Below are 24,671 nucleotides of genomic sequence, written 5' to 3' on the forward strand. Positions count from 1 at the left end.
AGAACGCAGGCTCAGCATGGATTCCCGCCTGCGCGGGAATGACGCTGGCTAGAAGCACAGGTAAATCCGGTTGGCGACATCCGCCACAAAATCCGGCCGCAAGTAAGCCGCGAACACCAGCGCCAGCACAATGGCGATGGCGGCGCGCAGCAGCCAGGTTTTCATCATGCCGCCTGCATGCGCGCCAGCGGGCGCTCGTTGATCGGCAGGTTGACCAGCCCCGCCATCACGCCCAGCGCGATGGTGATGCCCCACACGACGTCGTAATTGCCCTGCAACGCGTACAGATAGCCGCCCAGCCAAACGCCAAGGAAGCTGCCCAGCTGGTGCGAGAAGAACACGATCCCGGCCAGCATCGACATATGCTTCACGCCGAACACGCCGGCAATGATGCCATTGGTGAGTGGCACCGTCGACAACCACAACACGCCCATCGCCGCCGCAAACAGATAGACCGTGATCGGCATCAATGGCGCCAGCAGGAACAGCGTAATCGCCAAGGCGCGCGCGAAGTAAATCGCCGACAGCAGGTAGCGCTTGGGCAGGCGTCCACCCAGCTTGCCGGCGTAGTACGAACCGAAGATATTGAACAGTCCAATCAAGGCCAGCGCCATCACGGCGACGCCAGGATTTGAAATCCCCTTGTCCTTCAAATACGCCGGCATGTGCACGCCGATGAACACCAGCTGGAAACCGCATACAAAATAGCCGGCCACCAGCAGCAGGAAGGAGCGGTTGCCCAATGCCTCGGCGGCGGCTTCTCGGATACTTTGCTGCGGGCCGTGAGCATGCGTCACCGCCGGTTCGCGCAGATAGAAAGCCATCGGCACCATCAGCGCCACCAGCAAGGCGCCAAGTATGTAGAAGGCGTTCTGCCAGCCGACTGCGGAGATCAGTTGCTGCTCGATCGGCATCAGCATGAACTGGCCCAGCGAACCGGCTGCGCCGGAGATGCCGAACGCCCACGAGCGTTTTTCCGCCGGCGCCACGCGGCCGATGATGCCGCTGACCGCGCCGAACGCGGTACACGCCAGGCCCAGGCCAATAAACAGACCGGTGCCCAGCACGAACAAGGTAGGATCTTTGACCATCGCCATCCAGAACAGGCCGGCGGCGTAGCTGACAGCGCCGACCAGCACCACGCGCATGGTGCCGAAGCGGTCCGCCGCCATGCCGGCGAACGGGCCGATGGCGCCCCACATCAGGTTCTGCATGGCTTGCGCCAGCGAGTAGGTCTCGCGCGTCCAGCCGTGGGCCTGGGAAATCGGCTGCATCCAGAAGCCGAAACCGTGGCGCACGCCCATCGCCATCGTCAGCACGACGCCAGTGGCAAGCAGCACGGTTTTCAAGGAAGGTGCGCGGTCCGCGACAAACATGGTGTATCCCCGTTGTTAAAATCGTATCCGGAGATTGTAACCAGTTCGCGCGGGCCGCGCTTGCAAGGTCTTTATGCGTCGGCCGGGTAGCGCAGGCCGATCTGCGCGCGGATCTCGTCCAGGGTGCCCATCAGCGCCAGCGTTTCAGCGTGCGGCATCACCGGGCTTTCGATCAGGCCGGCGCGAAGGCAGCGGCCGACTTCCTGGGCTTCGTGCGTATAGCCGTTGCCGGACTTCGGCAGCGTCAGCGTTCGCTCGTTGCGCGAGGAGCCGTCCACCAGCGTGACGGTGATGGTGTCGGTGTTGTGGAAGCGGTCGTGCAGGCGCACATAGCCCTTCTCGCCCGAGATCACCAATTCGGTCGGCGTGCGCGAACGCAGGCTGCACGCGCAGGACGAGACGCCGCCGCCTTCGTGCGTCAGCGTGAACGCAGTCTGCATATCGACGCCGGTGGCGGCCATCTCGGCCTGCGCCTTCACGCCCGTCACCGCGCCGAGGAAGAAGGACGACATCGACAGCGGATAAATGCCGAGATCCAGCAGCGCGCCGCCGCCCAGTTCCGGCGCGAACAAACGATGCTCAGGACCGGCGTCCGAAGTAAAGCCGAAATCGGCCGACACGTTGGCCGGCTTGCCGATTTCGCCGCTGTCCACAATGCGCTTCGCCTCGACCACGGAAGGCATAAAGCGCGTCCACATCGCCTCCATCACGAACAGCTTCCTGGCGCGCGCCAGGTTGATGATGTCCTCGGCCTGGCGCCGGTTCATGGTGAACGATTTTTCCACCAGCACCGCCTTGCCGCCGTTGAGGCACATCAGCGCGTTCTCGTGGTGCATCGGGTGTGGCGTTCCGATATAGATCACGTCCACTTCGGGATCGTCGGCCAGCGCCTGGTAGCTGCCATGGAAACGCTCGGCGCCATATTCCTGGCCGAACTTGGTAGCGCTATCTACCGAGCGCGAAGCCACGGCTGCCAGTTTGGCATCCGGCGTCTCGCGCAAAGCGGTGGCGAAGGCCTTGGCGATTTTGCCCGTGCCCAGAATACCCCAGCGAATTACCTGCGTCATGGTGTACTTTCTGCCGCGTCGGCGGCGTGTTGGTTGGTGTCGGAATGCCTATTTTACTGCGGCGATGCGCTTGGGGCGGAACACCGTTGCGTCGGCGTAGAAGGCCTCGTCCTGATCGGGCCACCAGCCCGGCACGCCCAGCGCCTGCATCGGCGTGAAGCTCGCAGTGGTCAAACCTTCATCGGCCAGCTGCTGCGCGACTTTGGCGTCCAGCCATGCGCGGCGTCCGTCGTGGTCCAGCGCGAAAAAATCATCGGACGCCAGCACCACCCGCGTGTGCGCGGTGATGGCCTTGCGCGGCGCCACCAGCTTTTCCATCAGCGCGTGGCCGAACAGCCATACTTGCGCATCCACGCCCCATTGCGCGCGGCGGCCGACAAACGCATCGTGCCAGCGATGCCCTTGCAGCGCCTCGATCAGTGCCTGACCTGCTGCGTCATCGCGCACCACCAGCAGGGCGGCGTTTTCGTCGAAGATGGTGGCGCCGTCGCGCGCCGGGCCGCGTGATTTGCCGACGCCGTCCAGCGCAATCTGCGCCGCCTGCAAGGCGTTCAGTTGAACTTTGATGCGCGGGAAGGTCAGCCATACCAGGCCGTTGAAAAAGTCGTGCAGGTTGTCGCGCGTGGGCACGCAACCGGTGGCGCCGATGTGCTGTTCGTAGGCGGTGCCCTCCGGCAGCTCCTCCTGCGGCACGAACGACATGGGCAAGCCCAGATGATTGCGCAGGCCCAGTGCCGCGGCCTGCTGGCAGAACGTGTCGCGGAAGTGCGTGTCCGCCGACAAATGGCTGGCCGCGCCGCGTACCGATTCAAACCAAGGGCGCGACCAGTCGATTGTCTCCAGCACTGCTTACACCATTTTCCAGTTGATGGTTTCACCGGCGTTGAGCGGCACCACTTGCTGGTCGGCCAGCGGCAGGGTTTCCGGCAGGGCCCACTGCTCGCGCTTCAGCGTGATGGTGCCTTCGTTGCGCGGCAGGCCGTAGAAGGCCGGGCCGTTGAAGCTGGCGAAGGCTTCCAGTTTATCCAGCGCGCCGGCGCGCTCGAAGGCTTCGGCGTACAGCTCCATCGCATGCAGCGCGGTGTAGCAACCGGCGCAACCGCAAGCGGCTTCCTTGGCGCCTTGCGCGTGCGGCGCCGAGTCGGTACCGAGGAAGAAGCGTTCGTCACCGCTGGTGGCGGCCGTCACCAGCGCCAGACGGTGCTCTTCGCGCTTCAGCACCGGCAGGCAGTAGTAGTGCGGGCGGATGCCGCCCTTGAAGATGTCGTTGCGGTTGTACAGCAGGTGATGTGCGGTGATGGTCGCCGCGATCGGACCTTCGGCTTCCGCCACGTACTGGGCGGCGTGCTTGGTGGTGATGTGCTCAAACACGATGTTCAACGCAGGGAAATCACGGCGCAGTGGACGCATGACGCGTTCGATGAATACGGCTTCGCGGTCGAACAGGTCGATGTCCTGGTCGGTGACTTCGCCATGCACCAGGAACGGCATGCCGACTTCCTGCATCTTCTCCAGCACCTTGTAGCAGTTGGCCAGATCGGTCACGCCGGCGTCGGAATTGGTGGTGGCGCCGGCCGGGTACAGCTTGACCGCGTGGACAATGCCGCTCTCCATGGCGCGCACGATTTCGTCGGGCTGCGTGTTGTTGGTCAGGTAGAGCGTCATCAGCGGCTCGAAATTCATCCCTTGCGGCAGCGCGGCCAGGATGCGCTCGCGGTAGGCGACAGCGGCCGCCGTGGTGGTCACCGGTGGTTTCAAGTTTGGCATCACAATGGCGCGCGCGAACTGGCGGGCGCTGTGCGGCAGCACGCTGGCCAGCGTCGCGCCGTCGCGCAGATGCAGGTGCCAGTCGTCTGGGCGGGTGATGGTGATGCTGTCGGGAGTATTTGCGAGGTCGGACATGGCGGCGGGCTTTCAGGCTATCAAAGTGCGAATAGCCGACATTTTACCTCGTTGCGCCGGTCGCTTGACAGTGCGTACGCACCAGCGTACGTTTAGACCACGCTATCCCAAGGAACCGCCATGGACACCATTTCCGCCAGCGAAGCCCGCGCCCGGCTGTACAACCTGATCGACGAAACCGCCGCCAGCCACGCACCGGTCACCATTACCGGCAAGCGCAATAACGCCGTGCTGGTGTCGGCAGAGGATTGGGCGGCAATCCAGGAAACGCTGCATTTGCTCTCCGTGCCCGGAATGCGGGAGTCGATTCTTGCAGCGCGCGCGGAGCCACTGGAAAACAACAGCAAGGAATTAAGCTGGTGAGCGGGCAGCTGGTGTATTCGCGTCAAGCAGAAAAAGACGCGAAAAAATTAGCCGCCGCTCACTTGAAGAAACAAACCCAAGCGCTACTGGACGTGCTGGCCAGCGATCCGTTTGCCCGGCCACCACCATTTGAAAAACTGGTCGGTCAGTTTGCCGGATTCGTTGCCTTCAATGAATTATACGTGCCAGGAAATCACGGGCGCGCTCGGTCTTCGGCGCCTGGAAGAACTCGTCCTTGGCCGTATCTTCCAGAATCGCGCCCTGGTCCATGAACACCACGCGGTTGGCCACCTTGCGGGCGAAGCCCATTTCGTGGGTCACTACCATCATGGTCATGCCTTCCTGCGCCAGGCCAACCATCACATCCAGCACCTCGTTGATCATTTCCGGGTCCAGCGCCGAAGTCGGTTCGTCGAACAGCATGGCGATCGGGTCCATCGACAGCGCGCGCGCAATCGCCACCCGCTGCTGCTGGCCGCCCGACAGCTGGCCGGGGAATTTATCCTGCTGCGCCAGCAGGCCGACCCGGTCCAGGTACTGCAAACCGCGCGCCGTGGCCTCGTCCGCACTGCGGCCCAGCACCTTGATCTGGCCCAGCGTCAGGTTGTCGCGCACCGATAAATGGGGGAACAGCTCAAAATTCTGGAATACCATGCCGATCCGCGCCCGCAGCGCCGGCAGATCGGTGGTTTTTTCGCCGACCGAGGTGCCATCGACGATAATCTGGCCCTGCTGCACCGGCTCCAGCCCGTTGACCGTCTTGATCAGGGTGGACTTGCCGGAGCCGGACGGGCCGCAAATCACCATCACGTCGCCCTTGTCTACCTTGGTGCTGCAATCCTTCAAAACCTGGAATTGCCCATACCACTTGCTGATGTTTTTGATTTCGATCATAAGAAAATAGATTATTCGGTCTGGCAACAGGCAGGACGGCTGCGCGCTTGACAGCGTCCCTGCCCGCAAGGATACTGCGGAACTTGCCATTAGTTTCAGCAGCCGGCGCACCTTCCACCGGCTGTCGCCACGCTAAGAAAAGAACGCAGCGGCGGCCAACCTGCACGCTGCGCAGGCCAAGAGAGACACTACCACAGGAAACCCAACAATATGAACAAACAAAGCCGATTGACCACGTACATCCTGATCGGACTGGCGCTAGGCATCATCACCGGCTACATCGCGAACATCAATCTGGTGGAAGCGAGCCGGGGCAGCTTTGCCGACACCATGGCGCTGATCACCACGCTGTTCCTGCGGCTGATCAAGATGATTATCGCGCCGCTGGTGTTCTCCACCCTGGTGTGCGGCATTGCCAAGATGGGCGATGCGACCGCCGTCGGCCGCGTCGGCGTCAAGACGCTGGGCTGGTTCTTCATCGCCTCGGTGATGTCGCTGACCTTGGGCCTGATCCTGGTCAACCTGTTCCGTCCGGGCGACGCGCTGCTGGGCCACATGGCAGCGACCGCCGCCAAGGCCGACCTGGCGACGTCCAGCCTGACGCTGAAGGATTTCGTCACCCACCTGGTGCCGGCCTCCATCGTTGACGGCATGGCCAAGAACGAAATCCTGCAGATCGTGATCTTCTCGCTGTTCTTCGGCTCGGCCGCTGCGGCCATCGGTCCGAAAGCCAATGCGCTGATCGAAGCGCTGGACGGCGTTGCCCACGTGATGTTGAAAGTCACCGGCTACGTGATGAAGTTTGCACCGTTCGCGGTATTTGCGGCGGTTGCCGGCACCATCGCCAAGAGCGGCCTGGGCGTGCTGTCGACCTATGGCGTGTTCATGGCCGAGTTCTACTTCGGTATCGCGCTGCTGTGGGCGCTGCTGATCTTCATCGGCTTCTTGTTCCTCAAAGGCCGCATCTTCGACCTGATGAAAGAAATGCGCAGCCCGGCGCTGCTGGCGTTCTCGACCGCGTCGAGCGAAGCCGCGTATCCGAAGACGCTGGAAGGCCTGGAGCGTTTCGGCGTGCGCAACCGTATCGCCTCGTTCGTGCTGCCGATCGGCTACTCGTTCAACCTGGACGGCTCGATGATGTACTGCACCTTCGCTACCGTGTTCATCGCCCAGGCCTACGGGATTGAAATGTCGCTCGGTCAGCAGATGACCATGATGGCGGTGCTGATGCTGACCTCGAAAGGCATGGCCGGCGTGCCGCGCGCATCGCTGGTGGTGATTGCCGCGACGCTGGGCCAGTTCAACATTCCGGAAGCGGGCATGCTGCTGCTGCTGGGCATCGACCACTTCCTCGACATGGCGCGTTCCGCGACCAACGTCATCGGCAACGGCATCGCCACCGCCGTCGTCGCCAAGTGGGAAGGCGAGATGGACCCGCCGAAGCCAGCGAACGCCGAACTGGCGTAAGTGCCAACAAGAAAGCCACCTTCGCGGTGGCTTTTTTTTTGTCATAACCAGGTGCGCTTGCCCTCAGGCCTGGCGCCCATCTCCCGCAACCGGCGCCGCAGGCGGGCGTTGTCGGCGATGGCGCCGATCAGCGATATCAGTATGAGGATGCCGAATGCTTCCTGTCCAAAGTAACGGAAGAACAGCCAGGCCCCGGCGGCACACACAATACCCGTCAGCAGCAGTAACAGCGAATCTTTCATGTCGCCTCCGAATGAGAGGCTTCAATATTACACCTTGCGCGGAATCGTTATCCGGCTTGGCGGTTTTCGTAATTGCGGTGGCGCAAGCGTTGCTGCACCATCTAGCGATAATTCTATTCTGCTGGAGACGACATGACTGCTTCGCGACGCACCGCGCTGAAGACTTTACTGGCCGGCGCCGCCGTGGCACCGCAACTGGCCGCTGCCGCCGAACCGACCTGGGGACGCGGCGTCGAAGGCCAGCGCAAGGCCGATCTGGGCAACGGCACCTTCCTCAATCCCATCCTCGCCGGTGACCACCCCGATCCCACCATCCTCAAGGACGGTGACGATTACTACATGACGTTTTCGTCTTTCCTGGCCTATCCCGGCGTCATCATCTGGCACTCGCAGGACCTGCTGAACTGGCAACCCATCGGCCCAGCATTGACCAAGCCGCTCGGCAGCATCTGGGCCATGGACCTGGTCAAGCACAACGGCCGCTACTTCATCTACATCCCGGCCGGCAGCAGCATCTACGTGATCTGGGCCGATAACATCAAAGGCCCGTGGAGCGATCCGGTCGATCTGAAAATTGAAGGCGCCATCGACCCAGGCCATGCAGTCGGCGAAGACGGCAAGCGCTACCTGTTCGTCAACGGCGTGCGCCGCATCGGCCTGACTGACGACGGCCTGGCTACCATCGGCAAGCTGGAAAAAGTCTACGAACCCTGGCGCTACCCCCAAGATTGGGTGGTGGAGATGTTCGCCCCCGAAGGCCCGAAACTGCTCAAGCGCGGCGAATGGTTTTACCTTGTGATGGCGGTTGGCGGTACCTCTGGCCCGCCGACCAGCCACATGGTCATCGCGGCCCGCTCACGCTCCATCCACGGCCCGTGGGAAAACCACCCGAGCAACCCGCTGGTGCGCACCAAAAGCGCCGACGAAAAATGGTGGTCACGCGGCCACGCCACGCTGGTCGAGGGCCCGGCCGGCGACTGGTGGATGGTCTACCACGGCTACGAAAACGGCTACCGCACGCTGGGACGCCAATGCCTGCTCGAACCGATTGAATGGACCAGGGACGGCTGGTTCAAGGCCAAAGGCGGCGACCTGTCCACGCCACTGCCAACGCCCAAGAAAGGCAAGGCAGTCCCGCATAACTTCGCCAAGTCAGACGATTTCCAGACCACGCGCTTCGGCGTGCAGTGGAGCTTCTTCAATCCGGGTCCGGACGAAATGAAACGCGTGCAGCACACGCCTGGCACGCTGGCCATCCAGGGTAAAGGCAGCTCGCCGGTCGACTCGTCGCCACTGACCTTCATCGCCGGCGACCGCGCCTACGAAGCCACCATCACCATGGATATCGGCGCCGATGCGGAAGGCGGGCTACTGCTGCACTACAGCGAACGCGCCTACGTCGGCATCGGCTTCACGCCGACGCAGATGAAAACCTTCGCCCACTCGCAGGAGCAAAGCTGGATGCGCGAAAAGATGGACGCCTCCACCGTGCATATCCGCATGAAGAACGACCGCCATATCGTCACTTTCCACTACTCGCTCGATGGCAAGCAGTGGGTGCAGCATCCGTGGCAAATGGAAGTCTCAGGCCTGCACCACAACGTGTTCGGCGGCTTCGCCAGCCTGCAACCGGGCGTCTACAGCGCAGGCACAGGCGTGGTGAAGCTGCGCGACTTCAAGTACCGCGCACTGGCTTAGTTCTGCTCCGCGTAGACCTTCACCAGTTCGTGCAGGAATACGCGGCCCTCCATCAGCGACTGCACGCCGATGTACTCATTCAGGCCGTGGATGTTGCCCAGATCCGGCGTCAGGAAAATGCCGCTGATGCCGTAGGTGGGAATGCCGGCGGCGTTGAGGAACTGCCCGTCGGTGGCGCCGGACTGCAGGATCGGCATCACCGGCACGCCGGGCCACAGCTTGGCGGTCATCTTCTCCACCGGCTCCATGATGGCGCGCGTCAGCGCCGGCGGCGGCGAGTTCTCGCCACGGATCTCCAGCGTCTCCACTTTCACCGCCGGATCGTCGATGGCCTTCACCAGCGCCTGGCGCACCGTCTCCTGCGTCATGCCCGGGAAGATGCGGCAGTTGATGTTGGCGCGTGCGCGCTGCGGCAGCGCGTTGGTGGCATGGCCTGCATCCAGCATGGTCGCCACGCAGGTGGTGTGCAGCATCGCGCCCCAGCTCGGGCTGGCGTTGGACACCGTGGACACGGCTTTCTCATCGTTGGGATTTTTCGCCACCGTCAGCATCGCATCGGCCACATCTTTATGACCGGCAGCCAGCTCGATCTTCGCCATCGCATTCAGATAACCCTTGCTGCCGTCGGTCAGCTGGATCGGGAATTCATAGCCCTGGATTTTCTCCAGCGCGCCGGCCAGATGATAGATGGCGTTGTCCTTGACCGGACGCGAACTGTGGCCGCCGCGGTTGATCACTTCCAGCCGATAGTTCTGCGCCACCTTCTCGCCCGCCTGCACCGTCATCGACACGCGCTTGCCGGCCGCATTCAACTCGCCGCCCGCGCCTTCGTTCAGCGCATAGGCCGCATCGATCAGTTCACGGCGATTCTTGGTCAGCCACTCGGCGCCATTGAAGGCGCCTGCGGTCTCCTCACCGCAGGTCAGCGCCATCTTCAGCGTGTGGCGCGGCTTGTAGCCTTCCTGCTTGAAGCGCACCAGCGAATCGGCCCAGATGGCCGCCTGCGCTTTGTCGTCCAGCGCGCCGCGCGCGTAGAATTTACCGTCTTCTTCCACCAGCGTGAATGGATCGCGCACCCAGTCTTCGCGCTTGGCTTCCACCACGTCGATGTGCGCCAGCAGCAGGATCGCTTTGGCCTTCGGGTCGCGACCCGGCAGAATCGCCACCAGACCGCCCTCCTTCGGATGTGCAGGATCGGCGTACAGGTGCAGGTCCGACTCCGGGAAGCCCGCCGTCTTCAGGCGCGCCGCGATGCGCTCGGCGGCCAGCGTGCAGCTGCCGGCAGACAGCGTGGTATTGGTCTCGACCAGCTCCTTGTACAGGGCGCGGAACTGCGGTTCCGTCGGATCGGCGGCTTGAGCAGCATAAGCACTTTGCACGCACACCAGCATTGCAGATACAGCACCCAGCACAAAACGAGACTTCATCGATTAGCTCCTTAGTTTAAGACTTCTTCCTCATCCGCCTTGGCCTGCTGGCGTTCCCACATTTGAGTATATAGCCCGTTCGCCGCCAGCAGTGATTGATGTGTGCCGCGTTCGACGATGCGTCCATGATCCAGCACGATGATCTGCTGCGCATCGGCCACGGTGGACAGGCGGTGCGCGATCACCATCGTGGTGCGGGTGCGCGAGATTTCCTTCAACTGCGCCTGGATCGCCTGCTCCGCCTTGGAGTCCAGCGCCGACGTGGCTTCGTCGAAGATCAGCACCGCAGGATTTTTCAGCAGCGTGCGCGCGATCGCCACGCGCTGCTTCTCGCCGCCGGACAGTTTCAGACCGCGCTCACCGACCATGGTCTTGTAACCGTCCGGCAGGCTGTCGATAAAGTCGTGGATCGACGCGGCGCGCGCAACCGCCACAATCTCGTCATGCGTGGCGCCTGGCTTGCCATAGGCGATGTTGTATTCGATGGTGTCGTTGAACAGCACCGTATCCTGCGGCACGATGCCGATCGCATGGCGCACCGAGTCCTGCGTCAGCGCACGCAAGTCCTGGCCGTCGATGGTGATGCCGCCGGCGTTGACTTCGTAGAAGCGGAACAGCAGGCGCGACAAGGTCGACTTGCCGGAACCGCTGTGGCCCACCACCGCCGTGGTGGTGCCTGGCGCGATGGTGAAGTCCACATCGAACAAAATCTGGCGATTAGGATCGTAGCTGAAGTCCACATGCTTGAAGCGCACCTCGGCGCCATGCGTGAGCAGCGGCTTGGCATCAGGCGCGTCGGCGATTTCGCGGTTCTGGTCCAGTAGCGAGAACAGCTTCTCCATGTCGGCCAGGCTTTGCTTGATCTCGCGGTAAATCACGCCTAGGAAGTTCAGCGGAATATACAACTGGATCATGAAGGAGTTGACCAGCACCAGATCGCCCAGCGTCATCTTGCCGTCGATGACGCCGACCGTGGCGCGCCACAAGATCAGCGTGACGGCCACTGCGATAATCATCGACTGGCCGGTGTTCAGCAGCGACAGCGACGTCTGCGATTTGACGGCCGCGCTTTCATAGCTCTGCAAGCCCTCGTCATAGCGCCGCGCCTCGTACTCCTCGTTGCCGAAATACTTGACCGTTTCGTAGTTGATCAGCGAGTCGATGGCCTTGGTGTTGGCCTTGGAATCCATCTCGTTCATGGTGCGGCGGAAGTGCGTGCGCCAGTTGGTGACCAGGATGGTGAAGGTGATGTACGACACCAGCGCCACAAAGGTAATCACCGAGAACCAGATATCGTAGTGCGTGACCAGGTAGCCCAGCACCAGCGTGATTTCCACCAGTGTCGGCAGGATGTTAAACAGCGTGTAAGAAATCAGCGAACCGACCGCGCGCGTGCCGCGTTCGATATCGCGCGTCATGCCGCCGGTCTGTCGGTTCAGATGGAAGCGCAGCGACAGCGCGTGCAGATGGCGGAACACTTGCAGCGCAATGGTGCGCACGGCGCGTTGCGTGACGCGCGCGAACAGGAACTCGCGCAGTTCGGTGAACACGGTGGTCGACACGCGCAGGATGCCGTACACCACCAGCGCGCCGAGCGGCAGCACCAGCAAGGCCTGCGGATGGGAGGGCGAGATGGTCAGCGAATCGATCAGTTTCTTCATCACCACCGGCACGCCGACGTTGGCCAGCTTGGCGCCGACCAGGCAGCCCAGCGCCAGCGCCACGCGCCATTTGTAGACCCACAAATACGGCAGCAGGGTTCTCAGGGTGGAAAAATCGCTGCGGGAAGAAGCGGACTTGCTGGCGGCAGCTGGCGGAGATTCGGAGTAACGGCGCATGGCGGATAATAGCTTTTTATGGTTCAATTCCCGTTCATTGTAGCCCCTGAAGAGATTTTAAGATGACCACGCCCCAAACACCCGCCCCGATCGCCGTCACCACCGTCAACCGCGGCCTGCCCGCCGGGAAGATGCCGGAACTGCGCATGATGCCGTCGCCGTCGGACGCCAACGTCTACGGCGATGTGTTTGGCGGCTGGATCATGGCCCAGGTGGACATCGCCGGCTCGCTGCCGGCCACCCGCCGCGCCAATGGCCGCGTGGCCACCATTGCGGTCAATTCGTTCGTGTTCAAGAACCCGGTGTTTGTGGGCGACCTGCTGTCGTTCTATGCTGATATTGTCAAGGTTGGCAATACGTCCATTACCGTGCAGGTGGAAGTGTATGCAGAACGCAACCGCCTGCAGGCCGACACGGTGAAAGTGACGGAAGCCACGCTGACCTACGTGGCCACCGACTCGGACCGCAAGCCGCGCAAGGTGCCGCCGATTGAAACGCTGATTCAGGCATAAGCACAAGCGGCGCATGGATCACCAACGCCGCATCTTTCTTGGCGCGCTGGCGGCGTTCAGCACCAATGCGCAACCCTCACTGCAAGGGGTCGGCCCCCGTACGGGGTCCGACCCCGGCTTGCGGTTTGCGGGGTATCCGTTCTCGCTGGGCGTGGCTTCGGGTTCGCCCCTGCCCAACGCCGTCATCATCTGGACCCGCATCCTGCATGACCCGCTCAACGCCGCCGCCATGCCGGCGCTGGCCTTCAGCGTGCGCTGGGAGATGGCGGAGGACGAACACTTCCGCTGCATCGTCGCCAAAGGCACGGCCAGCGCGCCGCCCGAACTGGCGCACAGCGTCCACGTCGACGTCACCGGCCTGCAACCGGAACGCTGGTACTGGTACCGCTTCATGCTGGGCGACGCCGTCAGTCCGACCGGCCGCACGCGCACCGCGCCCGCTGCCGGCGCCATGCCGTCCACGCTGAAACTGGCCGTGGCCTCCTGCCAGCACTGGGAATTTGGCACCTATGCCGCCCATCGCCACATCGCCGCCGCAGCGCCGGACCTGGTGGCCTTCCTGGGCGATTACATCTACGAGTGGGGCCCATACCAGCTCCAGCATCCAAAAGCCGCCGTACGGGTCTCTGAAAGCTTCACGCTGGCCGACTACCGCGCCCGCTACGCCCAGTACAAATCCGATCCCGACCTGCAAGCAGCGCACCACGCTGCGCCGTGGATCGTCACCTGGGACGACCACGAAGTCGCCAACGACTACGGTAACGACCGCGACGAACGCCTCAACCCGCGCTTCATCGACCGCCGCGCCGCTGCCTATCAGGCCTTCTACGAACACATGCCGCTGCGCATTGCGCCGAAAGACTTCGCCCACCTGCGCATGTACCAGCGCTACGACTGGGGCAAGCTGGCGCGGTTTCATGTGCTGGACGACCGCCAGTACCGCGCCTACCACGCCTGCCCGCCCAGGGGACGCGGCGGTTCCAGCTCGGTGCTGCTGCGCGACTGCCCGGCACTGCTGGACCGCAGCCGCAGCATGCTGGGCAAGGAACAGGAACAATGGCTGGCGCAGGGGCTGTCATCATCGCCGGCGCGCTGGAACATCCTGGCGCAGCAAACGCTGATGGCGCAAAACAGCCAGCTGCCGATGATCAAGGAAGGCGGCGGCCGCTTCTGGACCGATGGCTGGGATGGCTACCCGGTGGCGCGCCAGCGCCTGATGGACACGCTGCACACCAGCCGCGCCAGCAATCCGCTGGTGCTGTCGGGGGATGTGCACAGCTTCTTCGCCAGCGAACTGGCGCGCAATCCTTCGCGCCCGCGCAGCGCCGGCAATCCGCTGGTGGCGACGGAATTCTGCGGCACCTCGATCACCTCGCCGTCACGCTCGCAGGCACGCACCGACGACTTCGTGCGAATGAATCCGGCGATCCAATACGGTCGCAGCGACAAGCGCGGCTTTATGCTGCTGACCATCACGCCGGCCGACACCACCGCCCACTTCCTGGCGCTGGACGACGTGCACACCAGCGCCAGCCCGATCGCCCGCGCCGCCGGCTTCGTGGTCCGCAACGGCCAACCCGGCCTGCACAAAACCTGACAGTTGTCCCGGCGAAAGCCGGGACCCATGCTGAGCTAATAATGGAAACGTTCTATGGATCCCGGCCTGCGCCGGGATGACGGCGGATCAGGCGGCGGTTTTTTCGGTCTTTTCATCCCGCAGCTGGCGACGCAGGATTTTGCCGACGTTGGTCTTCGGCAGCTCGTCGCGGAATTCGATGTACTTCGGTTTCTTGTACGCGGTCAGCTCGTGCTTGCAGTAGTCGAGGATCTGCTCGGCGGTCAGGTTCGGATCCTTGCGCACCACGAACAGCTTAACGGCCTCGCCCGAATTCTTGTCCGGCACGCCGATGCACGCCACTTCCAGCACGCCCGGATGCGAAGCCACCACCTCTTCCACCTCGTTCGGATAGACGTTGAAGCCGGAGACGATGATCATGTCCTTCTTGCGGTCGACGATCTTGGTGTAGCCCTTGTCATCCATGATGCCGATGTCGCCGGTCTTGAAAAAGCCGTCGGCCGTCATCGACTTGGCGGTTTCGTCCGGACGGTTCCAGTAGCCTGCCATCACCTGCGGGCCGCGAATCGCGATCTCGCCGGTCGAGCCCAGCGGCAGCGGATTGCCGTCGTCGTCCAGGATTGCCACCTCGGTCGATGGAATCGGCAGGCCGATGGTGCCGGTGAATTCCTTGATATCGATGCGGTTGGCAGTGGCCACCGGCGAGGTCTCGGACAAGCCATAACCTTCGATGATCGGCGTGCCGGTCACCTTCAGCCAGCGTTCGGCCACGCCCTTCTGCACCGCCATGCCGCCGCCATTGCACAGTTTGTACGACGAGAAGTCCAGCTTGGCGAAGTCGGCGTTGTTCAGCAGCGCGTTGTACAGGGTGTTCACCGCCGGCAGCACGGTGACCTTGTACTTGGCCAGTTCCTTGATGAAGCCAGGAATGTCGCGCGGATTCGGAATCAGCAGGCTCAAGCCGCCGGTGCGGATGCTCATGAAGGCGCTGACCGTCAGCGAATAGATGTGGTACAGCGGCAGCGCAGCCACGAACACCATCGGCTCGCCGCCGGCCTTCATCTGCAGCCACGCTTCGTTCTGCAGCACGTTGGCGATGATATTCCGGTGCAGCAGGATCGCGCCTTTCGACACACCCGTGGTGCCGCCGGTGTATTGCAGGAAGGCGATGTCGTCATGGCCCTGCTTGGCCGGCGTCAGCGTCTTGCCCGAGCCGTCAGCCAGCACCTGCTTGAACGACACCGAACCCGGCAGCGAGAACGCCGGCACCATTTTCTTCACATTGCGCACCACAAAGTTGACGATGAAGCCTTTCAGCCCGCCCAGCAGATCGCCCATGGTGGCCACCACCACATGCTTGACGGCGGTCTGCGCAACCACCTGCTGCACCGTGGTGGCAAAGTTTTCCAGCACGAAGATGGCTTCGGCGCCCGAGTCGGTCAGCTGGTGCTGCAACTCGCGCGGTGTGTACAGCGGGTTGACGTTGACCACGGTGTAGCCGGCGCGCAGGATGCCGGCCATGATGACCGGATATTGCAGCACGTTCGGCAGCATGACGGCCACGCGCGCGCCCGGTTGCAGTCCCTTGGCTTGCAGCCAGGCGCCGACTTTTTGCGACAGATGATCCAGCTCGCCGTAGGTCAGGAATTTATCCATGCACACGAAGGCATTGCGATCCGCGTACTTGCGGAAGGATTCCTCCATCAGGTGGGTCACCGAGCGGAACTGGGTGCTGTCGATCTCCGCCGGTACGCCTTCCGGGTACGACTTCAGCCAAATCTTTTCCATCTTTATGCAGCCTTTTTCTTCTCGCCGGGGACTTCGTCGCGCAACATGCGGCGCAGAATTTTCCCGACATTGGTTTTGGGTAGCTCCTCGCGGAACTCAATGTATTTCGGCTTTTTATAGCCGGTAAATTGTTCTTTGCAGTAGGCCATCAACTGCTCTTGCGTCAGGTTGGGGTCCTTGCGCACCACGAACACCTTGACGGCCTCGCCCGAATGCTCGTCCGGCACGCCGATCGCCGCGCACTCCAGCACGCCCGGATGGGCGGCAATCACGCCTTCCAGCTCGTTCGGGTACACGTTAAAGCCGGACACCAGGATCATGTCCTTCTTGCGGTCCACGATTTTAACGAAACCGTGCTCATCCATCACGCCGACGTCGCCGGATTTGAAATAGCCGTCCGGCGTCATCACCTTGGCGGTTTCGTCCGGACGGTTCCAGTAGCCGGACATCACCTGCGGGCCGCGGATCGCGATCTCGCCGGCGGTGCCCAGCGGTACTTCCTGGCCGTCGTCATCCAGGATGGCGATGTCGGTCGACGGCACCGGCAGGCCGATGGTGGCCGTGAATTCCTTGCTGTCGGCGCGGTTGCAGGTGGCCACCGGCGAGGTCTCGGACAAGCCGTAACCCTCGATGATGGACACGCCGGTCGCCTTCAGCCAGCGGTCGTTGACGGCCTGCTGTACCGCCATGCCGCCGCCGTTGCAGATCTTCAGCGCCGAGAAATCCAGATGGGCGAAATCCGGATGGTTCAGCAGCGCGTTGTACAGCGTGTTCACCGCCGGCAGCATGTTGAACTTGTACTTGGCCAGTTCCTTGATAAAGCCGCCGATGTCGCGCGGATTCGGCACCAGGATATTCAGCGCGCCGACCCGCGTGCCCCACATCGCGCAGCAGGTCAGCGCAAAGATATGGTACAGCGGCAGCGCGCAGACGATGGTGACCTGCTCGTCCGAACCACCCAGCGCCGGCTCCGACCACGCCTCGCTTTGCAGCAGGTTGGCGACGATATTCTGGTGCGTCAGCGTCGCGCCTTTCGACACGCCGGTGGTGCCGCCGGTGTACTGCAAAAATGCCGGATCGTTGTACTGCCGCTCGACCGGCGTCATCTTCATGCTGCCGCCCTGCGACAGCGCCTCCTTGAAGCGCACCGCATTGGGCAGCGAAAACGCCGGCACCATCTTCTTGACGTTGCGCACCACAAAATTCACCAGCATGCCCTTCACGCCGCCCAGCATCTCGCCCATGCTGGCCACCACGATATGCTTGACCTGGGTCTTGCCCAGCACCTGTTCCAGGGTGGTGGCAAAGTTCTCCAGGATGATGATGGCCTCGGCGCCGGAATCGTTCAGCTGATGTTCCAGCTCGCGCGGCGTGTACAGCGGATTAATGTTAACCACCGTGTAGCCGGCGCGCAGGATCGCCGCAATCGCGATCGGATACTGCAGCACGTTGGGCATCATGATGGCCACCCGCGTGCCCGGCTTCAGGCCACGGCTTTGCAGCCAGGCGCCGAGGCGCTTCGAGTACGCGTCGACTTCGGCATAGGTGAGAAACTTGTCCATGCAGACATAAGCGTTGCGGTCGGCAAACTTGTGGAAAGACTCTTCCAGCAACTGCACCAGCGAACGGTACTGACTCGTATCGACCTCGGTCTGCATGCCCGGCGGATACGATTTCAACCAGATTTTCTCCATCCTGTGCCTCTGTCTCGAATATTTATCGTTGTAAGGGGAGCTTGCTGATGATGCGATGCTATCGGGCACTAAGCCCGTATGCAAGCGCATTTAACCATAATTAGAACGGAGGTTCTAACGGCTTTTCATGATGCAACGCAACATCAATGCGCGCCTTCGGCGCTGGTCGAGGGCTCTTTGGCGCCCTCCGCATTGAGCATCGGCGGGCGGCCCAAGACGTCCAACTGCTGTCGGCGTTGAACTATGTCAAGTGTCGCTATCTTTTGCACTGCACCATAAAAACGCACGAACGTTCGTTCCTGCGTTAACAAGGCCCGGAAGGCGGGAAGATAATCGTGGTAAGTCCCCACCGAAGACAGGTGGGCGTTGGTCAGCGGCTCGGCAAACCAGCGGTCATAGCCGGCATAGCCGCCCCAGCTTTCCTTCAGCTTCAGGTAGTCGGACTTGAGGTGGGCGAAGATGCGGGCCTTTTCGGCCCGTTTGTGGCGGGTGCTGGTCTTGCCGGCGTACAGGTCGGCCAGCATCTTGCGGTGCCGCACCAGCAGCGCCAGAAAGTCCTGACGGCGCGCGTTGTAGCGGGTGTAGGCGTCGCGCATCGGGTCGGTGCCGTACAGTTCCAGCCAGCGCGCCACGCCGGCCTCCTCCACTGCGGTGGCGAAGCTTTCGTTGAACTGGGTGTCGCCCGGCACGTACACCACCTGGTGCGCCAGCTCGTGGAACACCATGCGCGCCAGCTCGGCGTCGGAATAGTTGATGAAGGTCGACAGCAGCGGATCACTAAACCAGCCAAGCGTGGAATACGCCGGCACGCCGCCGACCTGCACATCGTTGCCTTCCTTGCGCAGCTCATCGGCGTAGGCCATGGCGTCGTCCTTGCTGTAGTAGCCGCGATAACTGACGCAGCCCGCAATCGGGAAGCACCACTGGATCGGCCGCAGCGACAGTTCCGGCGTCGCCACCACATTCCACAGCACGAAGGGACGCGACAGCGCGGCGTAGTTTTTGTAGCTGGCGTTATCCGGCAGGCCCAGTTCCTTGACCGCGAATTTGCGGATCAACAGCGCCTTCTCCAGCCGCGCCTTGAGCTGCGGATCGGTAGTGGGATCGCCCAGCCAGTCGTCAATCGGCCGGGCGTCCGACCATAACGAATACTGGCCTTGCGCGGCCTGCATGTAGTACTTGAATTGCGCGCAACCGGCCAGCATCGCCGCCGCGCACGCCGGCACCAGCCAGTACCTGGCGCGGAGCATTCGGCGGGCAATATTGCGCATACATTACCTTCAAGCGGAGACTCTCTCGACTTGAACCAGTGTATCGTAAAAAGTCGGCGCGCGGCCCATATCCGTTAACTGTTGGCTGGTAACCTCATTGGCGTTTTTGCCATCCGTGGCTAGTTTTTTCCACCACACTGACAAGCCGACAACCAGGCCGGCGCGCGCCTTGTCCGTCAAGCGCGCCTTGCAGACAAAGGAGCCGCGGTCATTGAAGATGCGTACCATGTCGCCGTGCGCGATGCCGCGCGCGGCGCCGTCGTCGGGATGCATGTCCAGATGCGGCTCGCCCTCGGCCGAACGCAGGCTCTTGACGTTGACGAAGGTGGAGTTGAGGAAGTTGCGCGCCGGCGGCGAGATCATCGCCAGCGGATAGCGCGCCGCCAGCGCGGGATTGCTGGCCGCCGATTCGTACGGCGGCACATACGCCGGCAGCGGATCGAGACCATCCTTCTCCATCTGCGCGGAATAGAATTCGCACTTGCCGGACGGCGTGGGGAAACCGCCCTGCGCAAACGGCGCGGCCGGCATGTTCAGCTTCTGCCAGCCCTTCTGCTTCAAGGCGTCCCAGTCGAAGCCCAGCGCGCGCGCGTCCTGCGCGTTGAAGGCGATGGCGGCCAGCTGGTCGTCGCTGTCCTTGAAGCAGTCGTCGTCAAAGCCCATCCGGGCCGCCAGCAGGCGGAAGATTTCGGTGTTCGGCTTGGCCTCGCCCATCGGCGCGATGGCGGCGTTATTTGCCATCATGTACAGATGACCGTAGGAGGTATGCGCATCGATGTGCTCCAGCTGCGTGGTGGCCGGCAGCACGATGTCGGCGTAATCGGCGGTGTCGGTCTGGAACTGCTCGAGCACCACCGTGAACAGGTCTTCGCGCAGGAAGCCGCGCATCACCTTGTCCGAATCCGGCGCCACCGCCAGCGGATTGGAATTGTAGACGATGACCGCTTCCACCGCCGGCCCGAACGCCGCCGACGCCGGCCGCAGCAGGTCGTCGCCGATGGTGGTCATGTTGATGGTGCGCGGGATCTTCTTCAGCAAATCGGTGCGCTGCAGCTTGGGCTTATTGGTCGGGAACGAGCCGCTGGAGGACAGCTGCACGCCGCCGGCAGCATGGCGCCACGCCCCCACCAGCGCCGGCAGGCAGGCGATATTCCGCACCGCCATGCCGCCGCCGCGCACGCGCTGCACGCCGTAGTTGGTGCGGATCGCCACCGGCTCGCCGGCCTTGGCCATGCCGCCGTACAGGCGCGCCAGGTCCACCACTTCGTCCACCGTGATGCCGCAGGTTTGCGCGGTGCGCTCCGGCGTCCACTCGGCGGCGCGCTGCTTCAGTTGTTCAAAGCCCAGCGTGTACTGGGCGATGTAGTCGTGGTCCAGCAGGTCTTCCCTGATCAGCACATGCATCAGGCCCAGCGCCAGCGCGGCATCGGTGCCCGGCAGCAGGGCGATATGCTGGTGGCACTTCTCGGCCGTCAGCGAGCGATAGGGATCGATGGCGATCAGCTTGGCGCCGTGTCGCTTGGCTTCCTGCGCGCGGGTCCAGAAGTGCAGGTTGGAGGCGATCGGATTGCCGCCCCAGATAATCAGCAGTTTCGAATTCTGGAACTGCTCCATGTCGGTGCCGACCGAGCCGCCGATGGTGTACCTGTAGCCGGTGGCGCCGGCCATCGCGCAGATGGTGCGGTCCAGCAGCGAGGCGCCGATCTTGTTGAAGAAGCGCGACGACATCGACTCGCCCTGGATCAGCCCCATGGTGCCGCAATAGCTGTATGGCAGGATGGCTTCCGGCGCGCGCTCGGCGATGGGCTTGAGTCTGGCCGCGATGATGTCCAGCGCCTGGTCCCAGCTGATGCGCTCGAACTTGCCCTCGCCCTTCTTGCCGACGCGCCTGAGCGGATGCAGCAGGCGGTCCTCGTGATAGGTGCGCTCGGTGTAGCGCGACACCTTGGTGCACAGCACTCCGGCCGTGGTGGGATGGTCGGGATCGCCCTTGACCGCGGTGGCGACGCCGTCTTCCACCGTCACCAGCAGCGCGCAGGTGTCGGGGCAGTCAAGCGGGCAGGCGGCGCGGACGTATGTGGTAGTCATGTCGGAAATCCAAAAAAGCTGATGCGGAAAACGGTATCGTAAACCATTGCGCCCGCTCTGGCTTAAGTCCTTAGACAAGGGCTACAATGGCTGTTCTCGATGCTTAAAAAGCAAGCGACACGAATATTGGAGAAGCAGCATGAAACTGGTAGATCCCATCATTGCATTTCAATCCGAAATTCAGGAAATACGGCGCGACCTGCACGCCCACCCGGAGCTCTGCTACGAAGAACAGCGCACCGCCGACGTGGTGGCCGCCAAGCTGACCGAATGGGGCATCCCGGTCATTCGCGGCCTGGGCCTCACCGGCGTGGTCGGCGTCATCAAGAACGGCACGTCGGAGCGCGCCATCGGCCTGCGCGCCGACATGGATGCGCTGCCGATGCAGGAAGTGAATACCTTCGCCCACGCCTCGCGCCATCCCGGCAAGATGCACGCCTGCGGCCATGACGGCCACACCGCCATGCTGCTCGGCGCCGCCAAACACCTGGCTGCACACCGCAACTTCGACGGAACTGTTTATCTCGTTTTCCAGCCGGCCGAAGAAGGCGGCGCCGGCGCCAAACGCATGATCGAGGACGGCCTGTTCGAGCAATGCCCGATGGACAGCATATACGGCATGCACAACTGGCCCGGCATCCCGTCCGGCCACATGAGCGTGCGGCCCGGCCCGTTAATGGCGTCCAGTAACGAGTTCTATCTGACGGTAAAGGGCAAGGGCGGCCACGCGGCGCAACCGCACAAGTGCATCGACCCGGTCATCATCGGCATGCAGATCGCGCAAAGCTGGCAGACCATCGTCAGCCGCCGCACCAATCCGATCGACACCGCCGTGCTGTCGCTCACGCAGTTCCACGCCGGCACCGCCACCAACGTCATCCCGGACGAAGCCAAGCTGGCCGGCACCGTGCGCACGCTGTCCGCCACGGTGCTGGACATGATCGAGAAGCAGATGGAAGAAGTGGCCGTCAACACGGCCGCCGCATTCGGCGCGGAAGTGGAATTCAAGTTCCGCCGCAACTACCCGCCGCTGGTCAACCATCCGGAAGCGACGCGCTTTGCGGTGGAAGTCATGAAGGCGGTGGTCGGCGCCGACAAGGTCGACGACAAGACCGAGCCGTCGATGGCGGCGGAAGACTTCTCATACTTCCTGCAGGCGCGGCCGGGCTGCTACATCTTCATCGGCAACGGTGAAGGCGACCACCGCGACGGCGGCCACGGCCTCGGCCCGTGCGTGCTGCACAACGGCAGCTACGACTTCAACGACAACCTGCTGCCGATCGGCGCCAGCTTCTGGGTCAAGCTGGTCGAGGCCAGCCTGCCCTTAGCTTAATTTATCCGGGGAGTCGCCGACGCGCTGCCCCGGATTCAACTGCTCCAGCCCGATCAGCGCGGCCGAGTGATCGGCTTGCGGAATGGTCTTCGACAGCGTCATGTAGCGCGCAGTCACCAGCTCCGTCAGCGGCAGCACGATGCCGGCCGCTTGCGCTGCCGCCAGGATGTTGCGCTGATCCTTCAGCTGCGTGCTCACCTTGCCGCCGGCGACGAAATTGCGCTCCAGCATGCGCTGGCCATGCACATCCAATATCTTCGACTCGGCAAAGCCGCCGCGTATGGCGGCGCGCATCGCCGCCGGATCGGCGCCGGCCGCCTGCGCCAGCAGCATGGCTTCCGCGACAATATTGATCGTTGCGCCAACAATCAGCTGGTTGCACAGCTTGGCCACCTGCCCGGCGCCGGCCGGTCCCACCAGCGTGGCGCGGCCCATGGCGGCCAGCACCGGTTCGGCCTCGGCAAAGTCTTCTGCCGCGCCGCCGGCCATGATCGCCAGCGTGCCAGCTGCGGCGCCGCCAACGCCGCCTGACACCGGCGCATCGATGAAACGCCCGCCCTGGGCCGTCAGCTGGGCGTGGAAGGCTTGCGCTTCCGCCTGCTGTGTCGAGCTCATGTCAAGCCACAACGTGCCCGGCGCCAGCGCCGGCAATGCTGCCCGCAGCACCTCTTGCACGGTCGGGCCAGCCTCCAGCATGGAGATAACGATGTGTGCGCCTCGCACCGCATCTTGCAAACTCGACATCGCGCGTGCCCCGGCGCCAGCCAGCGCCTCGGCCTTGGCGGAGGTACGATTCCAGACGGTTACCGCATGGCCCGCAGCCAGCAGACGGCGGACCATCGGGTCCCCCATCAAGCCTATGCCTAAAAAGGTAATTTGGGTCGACAATTTCGCTCCTGAATATTTTCCGGAACCCCGGTACAATCACGGGTTAGCCGTATAACAAATCTGAGATACAGCATTCAACAATCCAAGGATACTATGTTCGCTAAAAAAATGATGGCGGTTGCAGCCGCCCTGGTCGTTGCGCAAACCGCGTTTGCCGATGACAAGCTGGTTGATTCCGTGTCGGTCGACGTGGCCACCGGCTCCAAAGTCCAAATGGTACGCTTCAGCGCAGCCAAAGACTGGGACGTGAAATGGTTCCAGTCGAACGGCACCAACCTGAGCGGCTACTGGGAAGCCAGCACCGGCATCTGGCGCGAAAACGCCTACATGAACCAGCCTGGCGTCGAGCGCAAGCTGTGGGATATCGGCTTCACCCCCGTGTTCCGCTTCCAGAACGACAATAAAAAAGGCATCTACTACGAAGGCGGCATCGGCGTTCACATGCTGTCCAAGCTGTACAACAACGACGACAACCGCCTGTCGACCCACTTCCAGTTCGGCGACCATATCGGTGCCGGCTATGTGTTCGACAACAAATGGGAAGTCGCCGCCCGTCTGCAGCACTTCTCGAACGGTGGCTATAAAAAGCCAAATTCGGGCGTGAACTTCTTCGAACTGCGCGCTGCTTACCACTTCTGATTTGCCCCGCATCCCCGCGCAAGCGGGGATCTGTGCCGAGCTAGTCTCGGCATTTCGTTGACCTTTCCCCCTCGCTCCATACTGCATTCTGCGCGTCGCATGGCATTTGCGACTGGATCAGCTATGGCGAGTCGTTGCGCCGAACGCAAAAAACCCCAGTTTTGCACTGAACGCGATCTTGAGCGCGTTCAGGCTTAACTGGGGTTTTTCTAAATAACTAGCTTGACGATAACCTACTTTCACACTGGTTGCAGCACTATCATCGGCGTAGAGTCGTTTCACGGTCCTGTTCGGGATGGGAAGGGGTGGGACCGACTTACTATGGTCATCAAGCTTTGACTTGTGTGCTGCGCAGCCGACGGCTGCGCAGCGAATCTGGGAGAAGTAAAGCGACGTTTCACGTCGTCCCTGCGCAGGCAGGGATCTCATTTAGTTTATTGGGTAGCACCACTCATCATCAGAGTAAATGCGCATAACCGTCAAGGTTATAGGGACAAGCCGTACGGGCAATTAGTATCAGTTAGCTTAATGCATTACTGCACTTCCACACCTGACCTATCAACGTCCTGGTCTCGAACGACCCTTCAAAGAGCTCAAGGCTCTGGGAA

General features: G+C 62.5%; 20 protein-coding genes and 2 rRNA genes. 7 read left to right on the forward strand and 15 right to left on the reverse strand.

Annotation, left to right across the window (positions count from 1 at the left end):
• Window positions 1-164: 164 nt before the first annotated feature.
• The 4 genes from GTP55_RS09020 to pyrC all read right to left on the reverse strand — a co-directional run bounded on the left by GTP55_RS09020 (window position 165) and on the right by pyrC (window position 4,345).
• A complete protein-coding gene (locus tag GTP55_RS09020) occupies window positions 165-1,376 on the reverse strand; it encodes an MFS transporter (RefSeq protein WP_161044591.1) in 1,212 nt (403 codons plus the stop codon).
• A gap of 71 nt (window positions 1,377-1,447) precedes the next feature.
• Window positions 1,448-2,443, reverse strand: a complete 996-nt coding sequence (locus GTP55_RS09025; RefSeq protein ID WP_161044592.1) for a Gfo/Idh/MocA family protein — start codon at window positions 2,441-2,443, stop codon at window positions 1,448-1,450.
• Between the two features lie 48 nt (window positions 2,444-2,491).
• Window positions 2,492-3,289 (reverse strand): DUF3025 domain-containing protein, encoded by a 798-nt coding sequence (locus tag GTP55_RS09030; RefSeq protein ID WP_161044593.1) that lies wholly within the window; start codon window positions 3,287-3,289, stop codon window positions 2,492-2,494.
• Between the two features lie 3 nt (window positions 3,290-3,292).
• Window positions 3,293-4,345 carry a dihydroorotase gene (pyrC, locus tag GTP55_RS09035; RefSeq protein ID WP_161044594.1) on the reverse strand — a complete coding sequence of 351 codons (1,053 nt, stop codon included), beginning with the start codon at window positions 4,343-4,345 and terminating at the stop codon, window positions 3,293-3,295.
• A 120-nt stretch (window positions 4,346-4,465) separates the two neighbouring features.
• Here pyrC and GTP55_RS09040 point away from each other — a divergent pair, with 120 nt between their 5' ends.
• A complete protein-coding gene (locus GTP55_RS09040) occupies window positions 4,466-4,708 on the forward strand; it encodes a type II toxin-antitoxin system Phd/YefM family antitoxin (protein WP_161044595.1) in 243 nt (80 codons plus the stop codon).
• A 168-nt stretch (window positions 4,709-4,876) separates the two neighbouring features.
• Here the strand turns inward: GTP55_RS09040 and GTP55_RS09045 are convergent, their stop codons facing one another.
• Window positions 4,877-5,602, reverse strand: coding sequence for an amino acid ABC transporter ATP-binding protein (locus GTP55_RS09045; RefSeq protein ID WP_161044596.1), 726 nt, complete (start codon window positions 5,600-5,602; stop codon window positions 4,877-4,879).
• Window positions 5,603-5,812: 210 nt separating this feature from the next.
• Between GTP55_RS09045 and GTP55_RS09050 the strand changes: the two genes are divergently transcribed.
• Window positions 5,813-7,069: a dicarboxylate/amino acid:cation symporter gene (locus GTP55_RS09050; RefSeq protein ID WP_161044597.1), complete on the forward strand. Its 1,257-nt coding sequence runs from the start codon at window positions 5,813-5,815 to the stop codon at window positions 7,067-7,069.
• Window positions 7,070-7,110: 41 nt separating this feature from the next.
• Here GTP55_RS09050 and GTP55_RS09055 read toward each other — a convergent pair whose 3' ends face one another.
• Complete coding sequence (locus GTP55_RS09055; protein WP_161044598.1) at window positions 7,111-7,311, reverse strand: hypothetical protein; 201 nt, start codon at window positions 7,309-7,311, stop codon at window positions 7,111-7,113.
• A gap of 132 nt (window positions 7,312-7,443) precedes the next feature.
• Here GTP55_RS09055 and GTP55_RS09060 point away from each other — a divergent pair, with 132 nt between their 5' ends.
• Window positions 7,444-9,009, forward strand: a complete 1,566-nt coding sequence (locus GTP55_RS09060; RefSeq protein ID WP_161044599.1) for a family 43 glycosylhydrolase — start codon at window positions 7,444-7,446, stop codon at window positions 9,007-9,009.
• Here GTP55_RS09060 and GTP55_RS09065 read toward each other — a convergent pair.
• Both GTP55_RS09065 and GTP55_RS09070 read right to left on the reverse strand, forming a co-directional pair.
• Complete coding sequence (locus GTP55_RS09065) at window positions 9,006-10,436, reverse strand: M20/M25/M40 family metallo-hydrolase (RefSeq protein ID WP_161044600.1); 1,431 nt, start codon at window positions 10,434-10,436, stop codon at window positions 9,006-9,008. The two genes, GTP55_RS09060 and GTP55_RS09065, sit on opposite strands and share 4 nt — an antisense overlap.
• Window positions 10,437-10,447: 11 nt before the next feature.
• Window positions 10,448-12,274 carry an ABCB family ABC transporter ATP-binding protein/permease gene (locus GTP55_RS09070; RefSeq protein ID WP_161044601.1) on the reverse strand — a complete coding sequence of 609 codons (1,827 nt, stop codon included), beginning with the start codon at window positions 12,272-12,274 and terminating at the stop codon, window positions 10,448-10,450.
• 62 nt (window positions 12,275-12,336) lie between these two features.
• Between GTP55_RS09070 and GTP55_RS09075 the strand changes: the two genes are divergently transcribed.
• Complete coding sequence (locus GTP55_RS09075) at window positions 12,337-12,786, forward strand: acyl-CoA thioesterase (RefSeq protein ID WP_161044602.1); 450 nt, start codon at window positions 12,337-12,339, stop codon at window positions 12,784-12,786.
• 13 nt (window positions 12,787-12,799) lie between these two features.
• The gene (locus tag GTP55_RS09080) at window positions 12,800-14,383 is read left to right on the forward strand and encodes an alkaline phosphatase D family protein (protein ID WP_161044603.1); all 1,584 of its coding nucleotides are present in this window, start codon (window positions 12,800-12,802) and stop codon (window positions 14,381-14,383) included.
• 87 nt (window positions 14,384-14,470) lie between these two features.
• On the opposite strand, the gene GTP55_RS09085 is transcribed toward GTP55_RS09080, so the two are convergent.
• The 4 genes from GTP55_RS09085 to GTP55_RS09100 form a co-directional block, all read right to left on the reverse strand.
• Complete coding sequence (locus GTP55_RS09085; RefSeq protein WP_161044604.1) at window positions 14,471-16,150, reverse strand: long-chain-fatty-acid--CoA ligase; 1,680 nt, start codon at window positions 16,148-16,150, stop codon at window positions 14,471-14,473.
• Window positions 16,151-16,152: 2 nt separating this feature from the next.
• Window positions 16,153-17,844 (reverse strand): long-chain-fatty-acid--CoA ligase, encoded by a 1,692-nt coding sequence (locus GTP55_RS09090; protein ID WP_161044605.1) that lies wholly within the window; start codon window positions 17,842-17,844, stop codon window positions 16,153-16,155.
• A 143-nt stretch (window positions 17,845-17,987) separates the two neighbouring features.
• Window positions 17,988-19,115, reverse strand: coding sequence for an aminopeptidase (locus GTP55_RS09095; RefSeq protein ID WP_161044606.1), 1,128 nt, complete (start codon window positions 19,113-19,115; stop codon window positions 17,988-17,990).
• 9 nt (window positions 19,116-19,124) lie between these two features.
• Window positions 19,125-21,203 carry a molybdopterin-containing oxidoreductase family protein gene (locus tag GTP55_RS09100; RefSeq protein WP_161044607.1) on the reverse strand — a complete coding sequence of 693 codons (2,079 nt, stop codon included), beginning with the start codon at window positions 21,201-21,203 and terminating at the stop codon, window positions 19,125-19,127.
• A 139-nt stretch (window positions 21,204-21,342) separates the two neighbouring features.
• On the opposite strand from GTP55_RS09100, the gene GTP55_RS09105 reads away from it, so the two are divergent.
• Window positions 21,343-22,536, forward strand: a complete 1,194-nt coding sequence (locus GTP55_RS09105) for a M20 aminoacylase family protein (RefSeq protein ID WP_161044608.1) — start codon at window positions 21,343-21,345, stop codon at window positions 22,534-22,536.
• Here GTP55_RS09105 and GTP55_RS09110 read toward each other — a convergent pair.
• Window positions 22,528-23,424: an NAD(P)-dependent oxidoreductase gene (locus GTP55_RS09110; protein ID WP_267876845.1), complete on the reverse strand. Its 897-nt coding sequence runs from the start codon at window positions 23,422-23,424 to the stop codon at window positions 22,528-22,530. The genes GTP55_RS09105 and GTP55_RS09110 overlap by 9 nt on opposite strands.
• 93 nt (window positions 23,425-23,517) lie before the next feature.
• On the opposite strand from GTP55_RS09110, the gene GTP55_RS09115 reads away from it, so the two are divergent.
• Window positions 23,518-24,063 carry an acyloxyacyl hydrolase gene (locus GTP55_RS09115; protein ID WP_161044609.1) on the forward strand — a complete coding sequence of 182 codons (546 nt, stop codon included), beginning with the start codon at window positions 23,518-23,520 and terminating at the stop codon, window positions 24,061-24,063.
• Between the two features lie 220 nt (window positions 24,064-24,283).
• On the opposite strand, the gene rrf is transcribed toward GTP55_RS09115, so the two are convergent.
• Together rrf and GTP55_RS09125 are read right to left on the reverse strand one after the other, a co-directional pair.
• Window positions 24,284-24,396, reverse strand: a 5S ribosomal RNA gene (gene rrf / locus GTP55_RS09120).
• Between the two features lie 156 nt (window positions 24,397-24,552).
• Window positions 24,553-24,671 (reverse strand): 23S ribosomal RNA (locus GTP55_RS09125); the annotation flags it as partial.

This window comes from Duganella margarita, assembly GCF_009857535.1.
In the GTDB taxonomy this organism is placed as follows: domain Bacteria; phylum Pseudomonadota; class Gammaproteobacteria; order Burkholderiales; family Burkholderiaceae_D; genus Rugamonas; species Rugamonas margarita.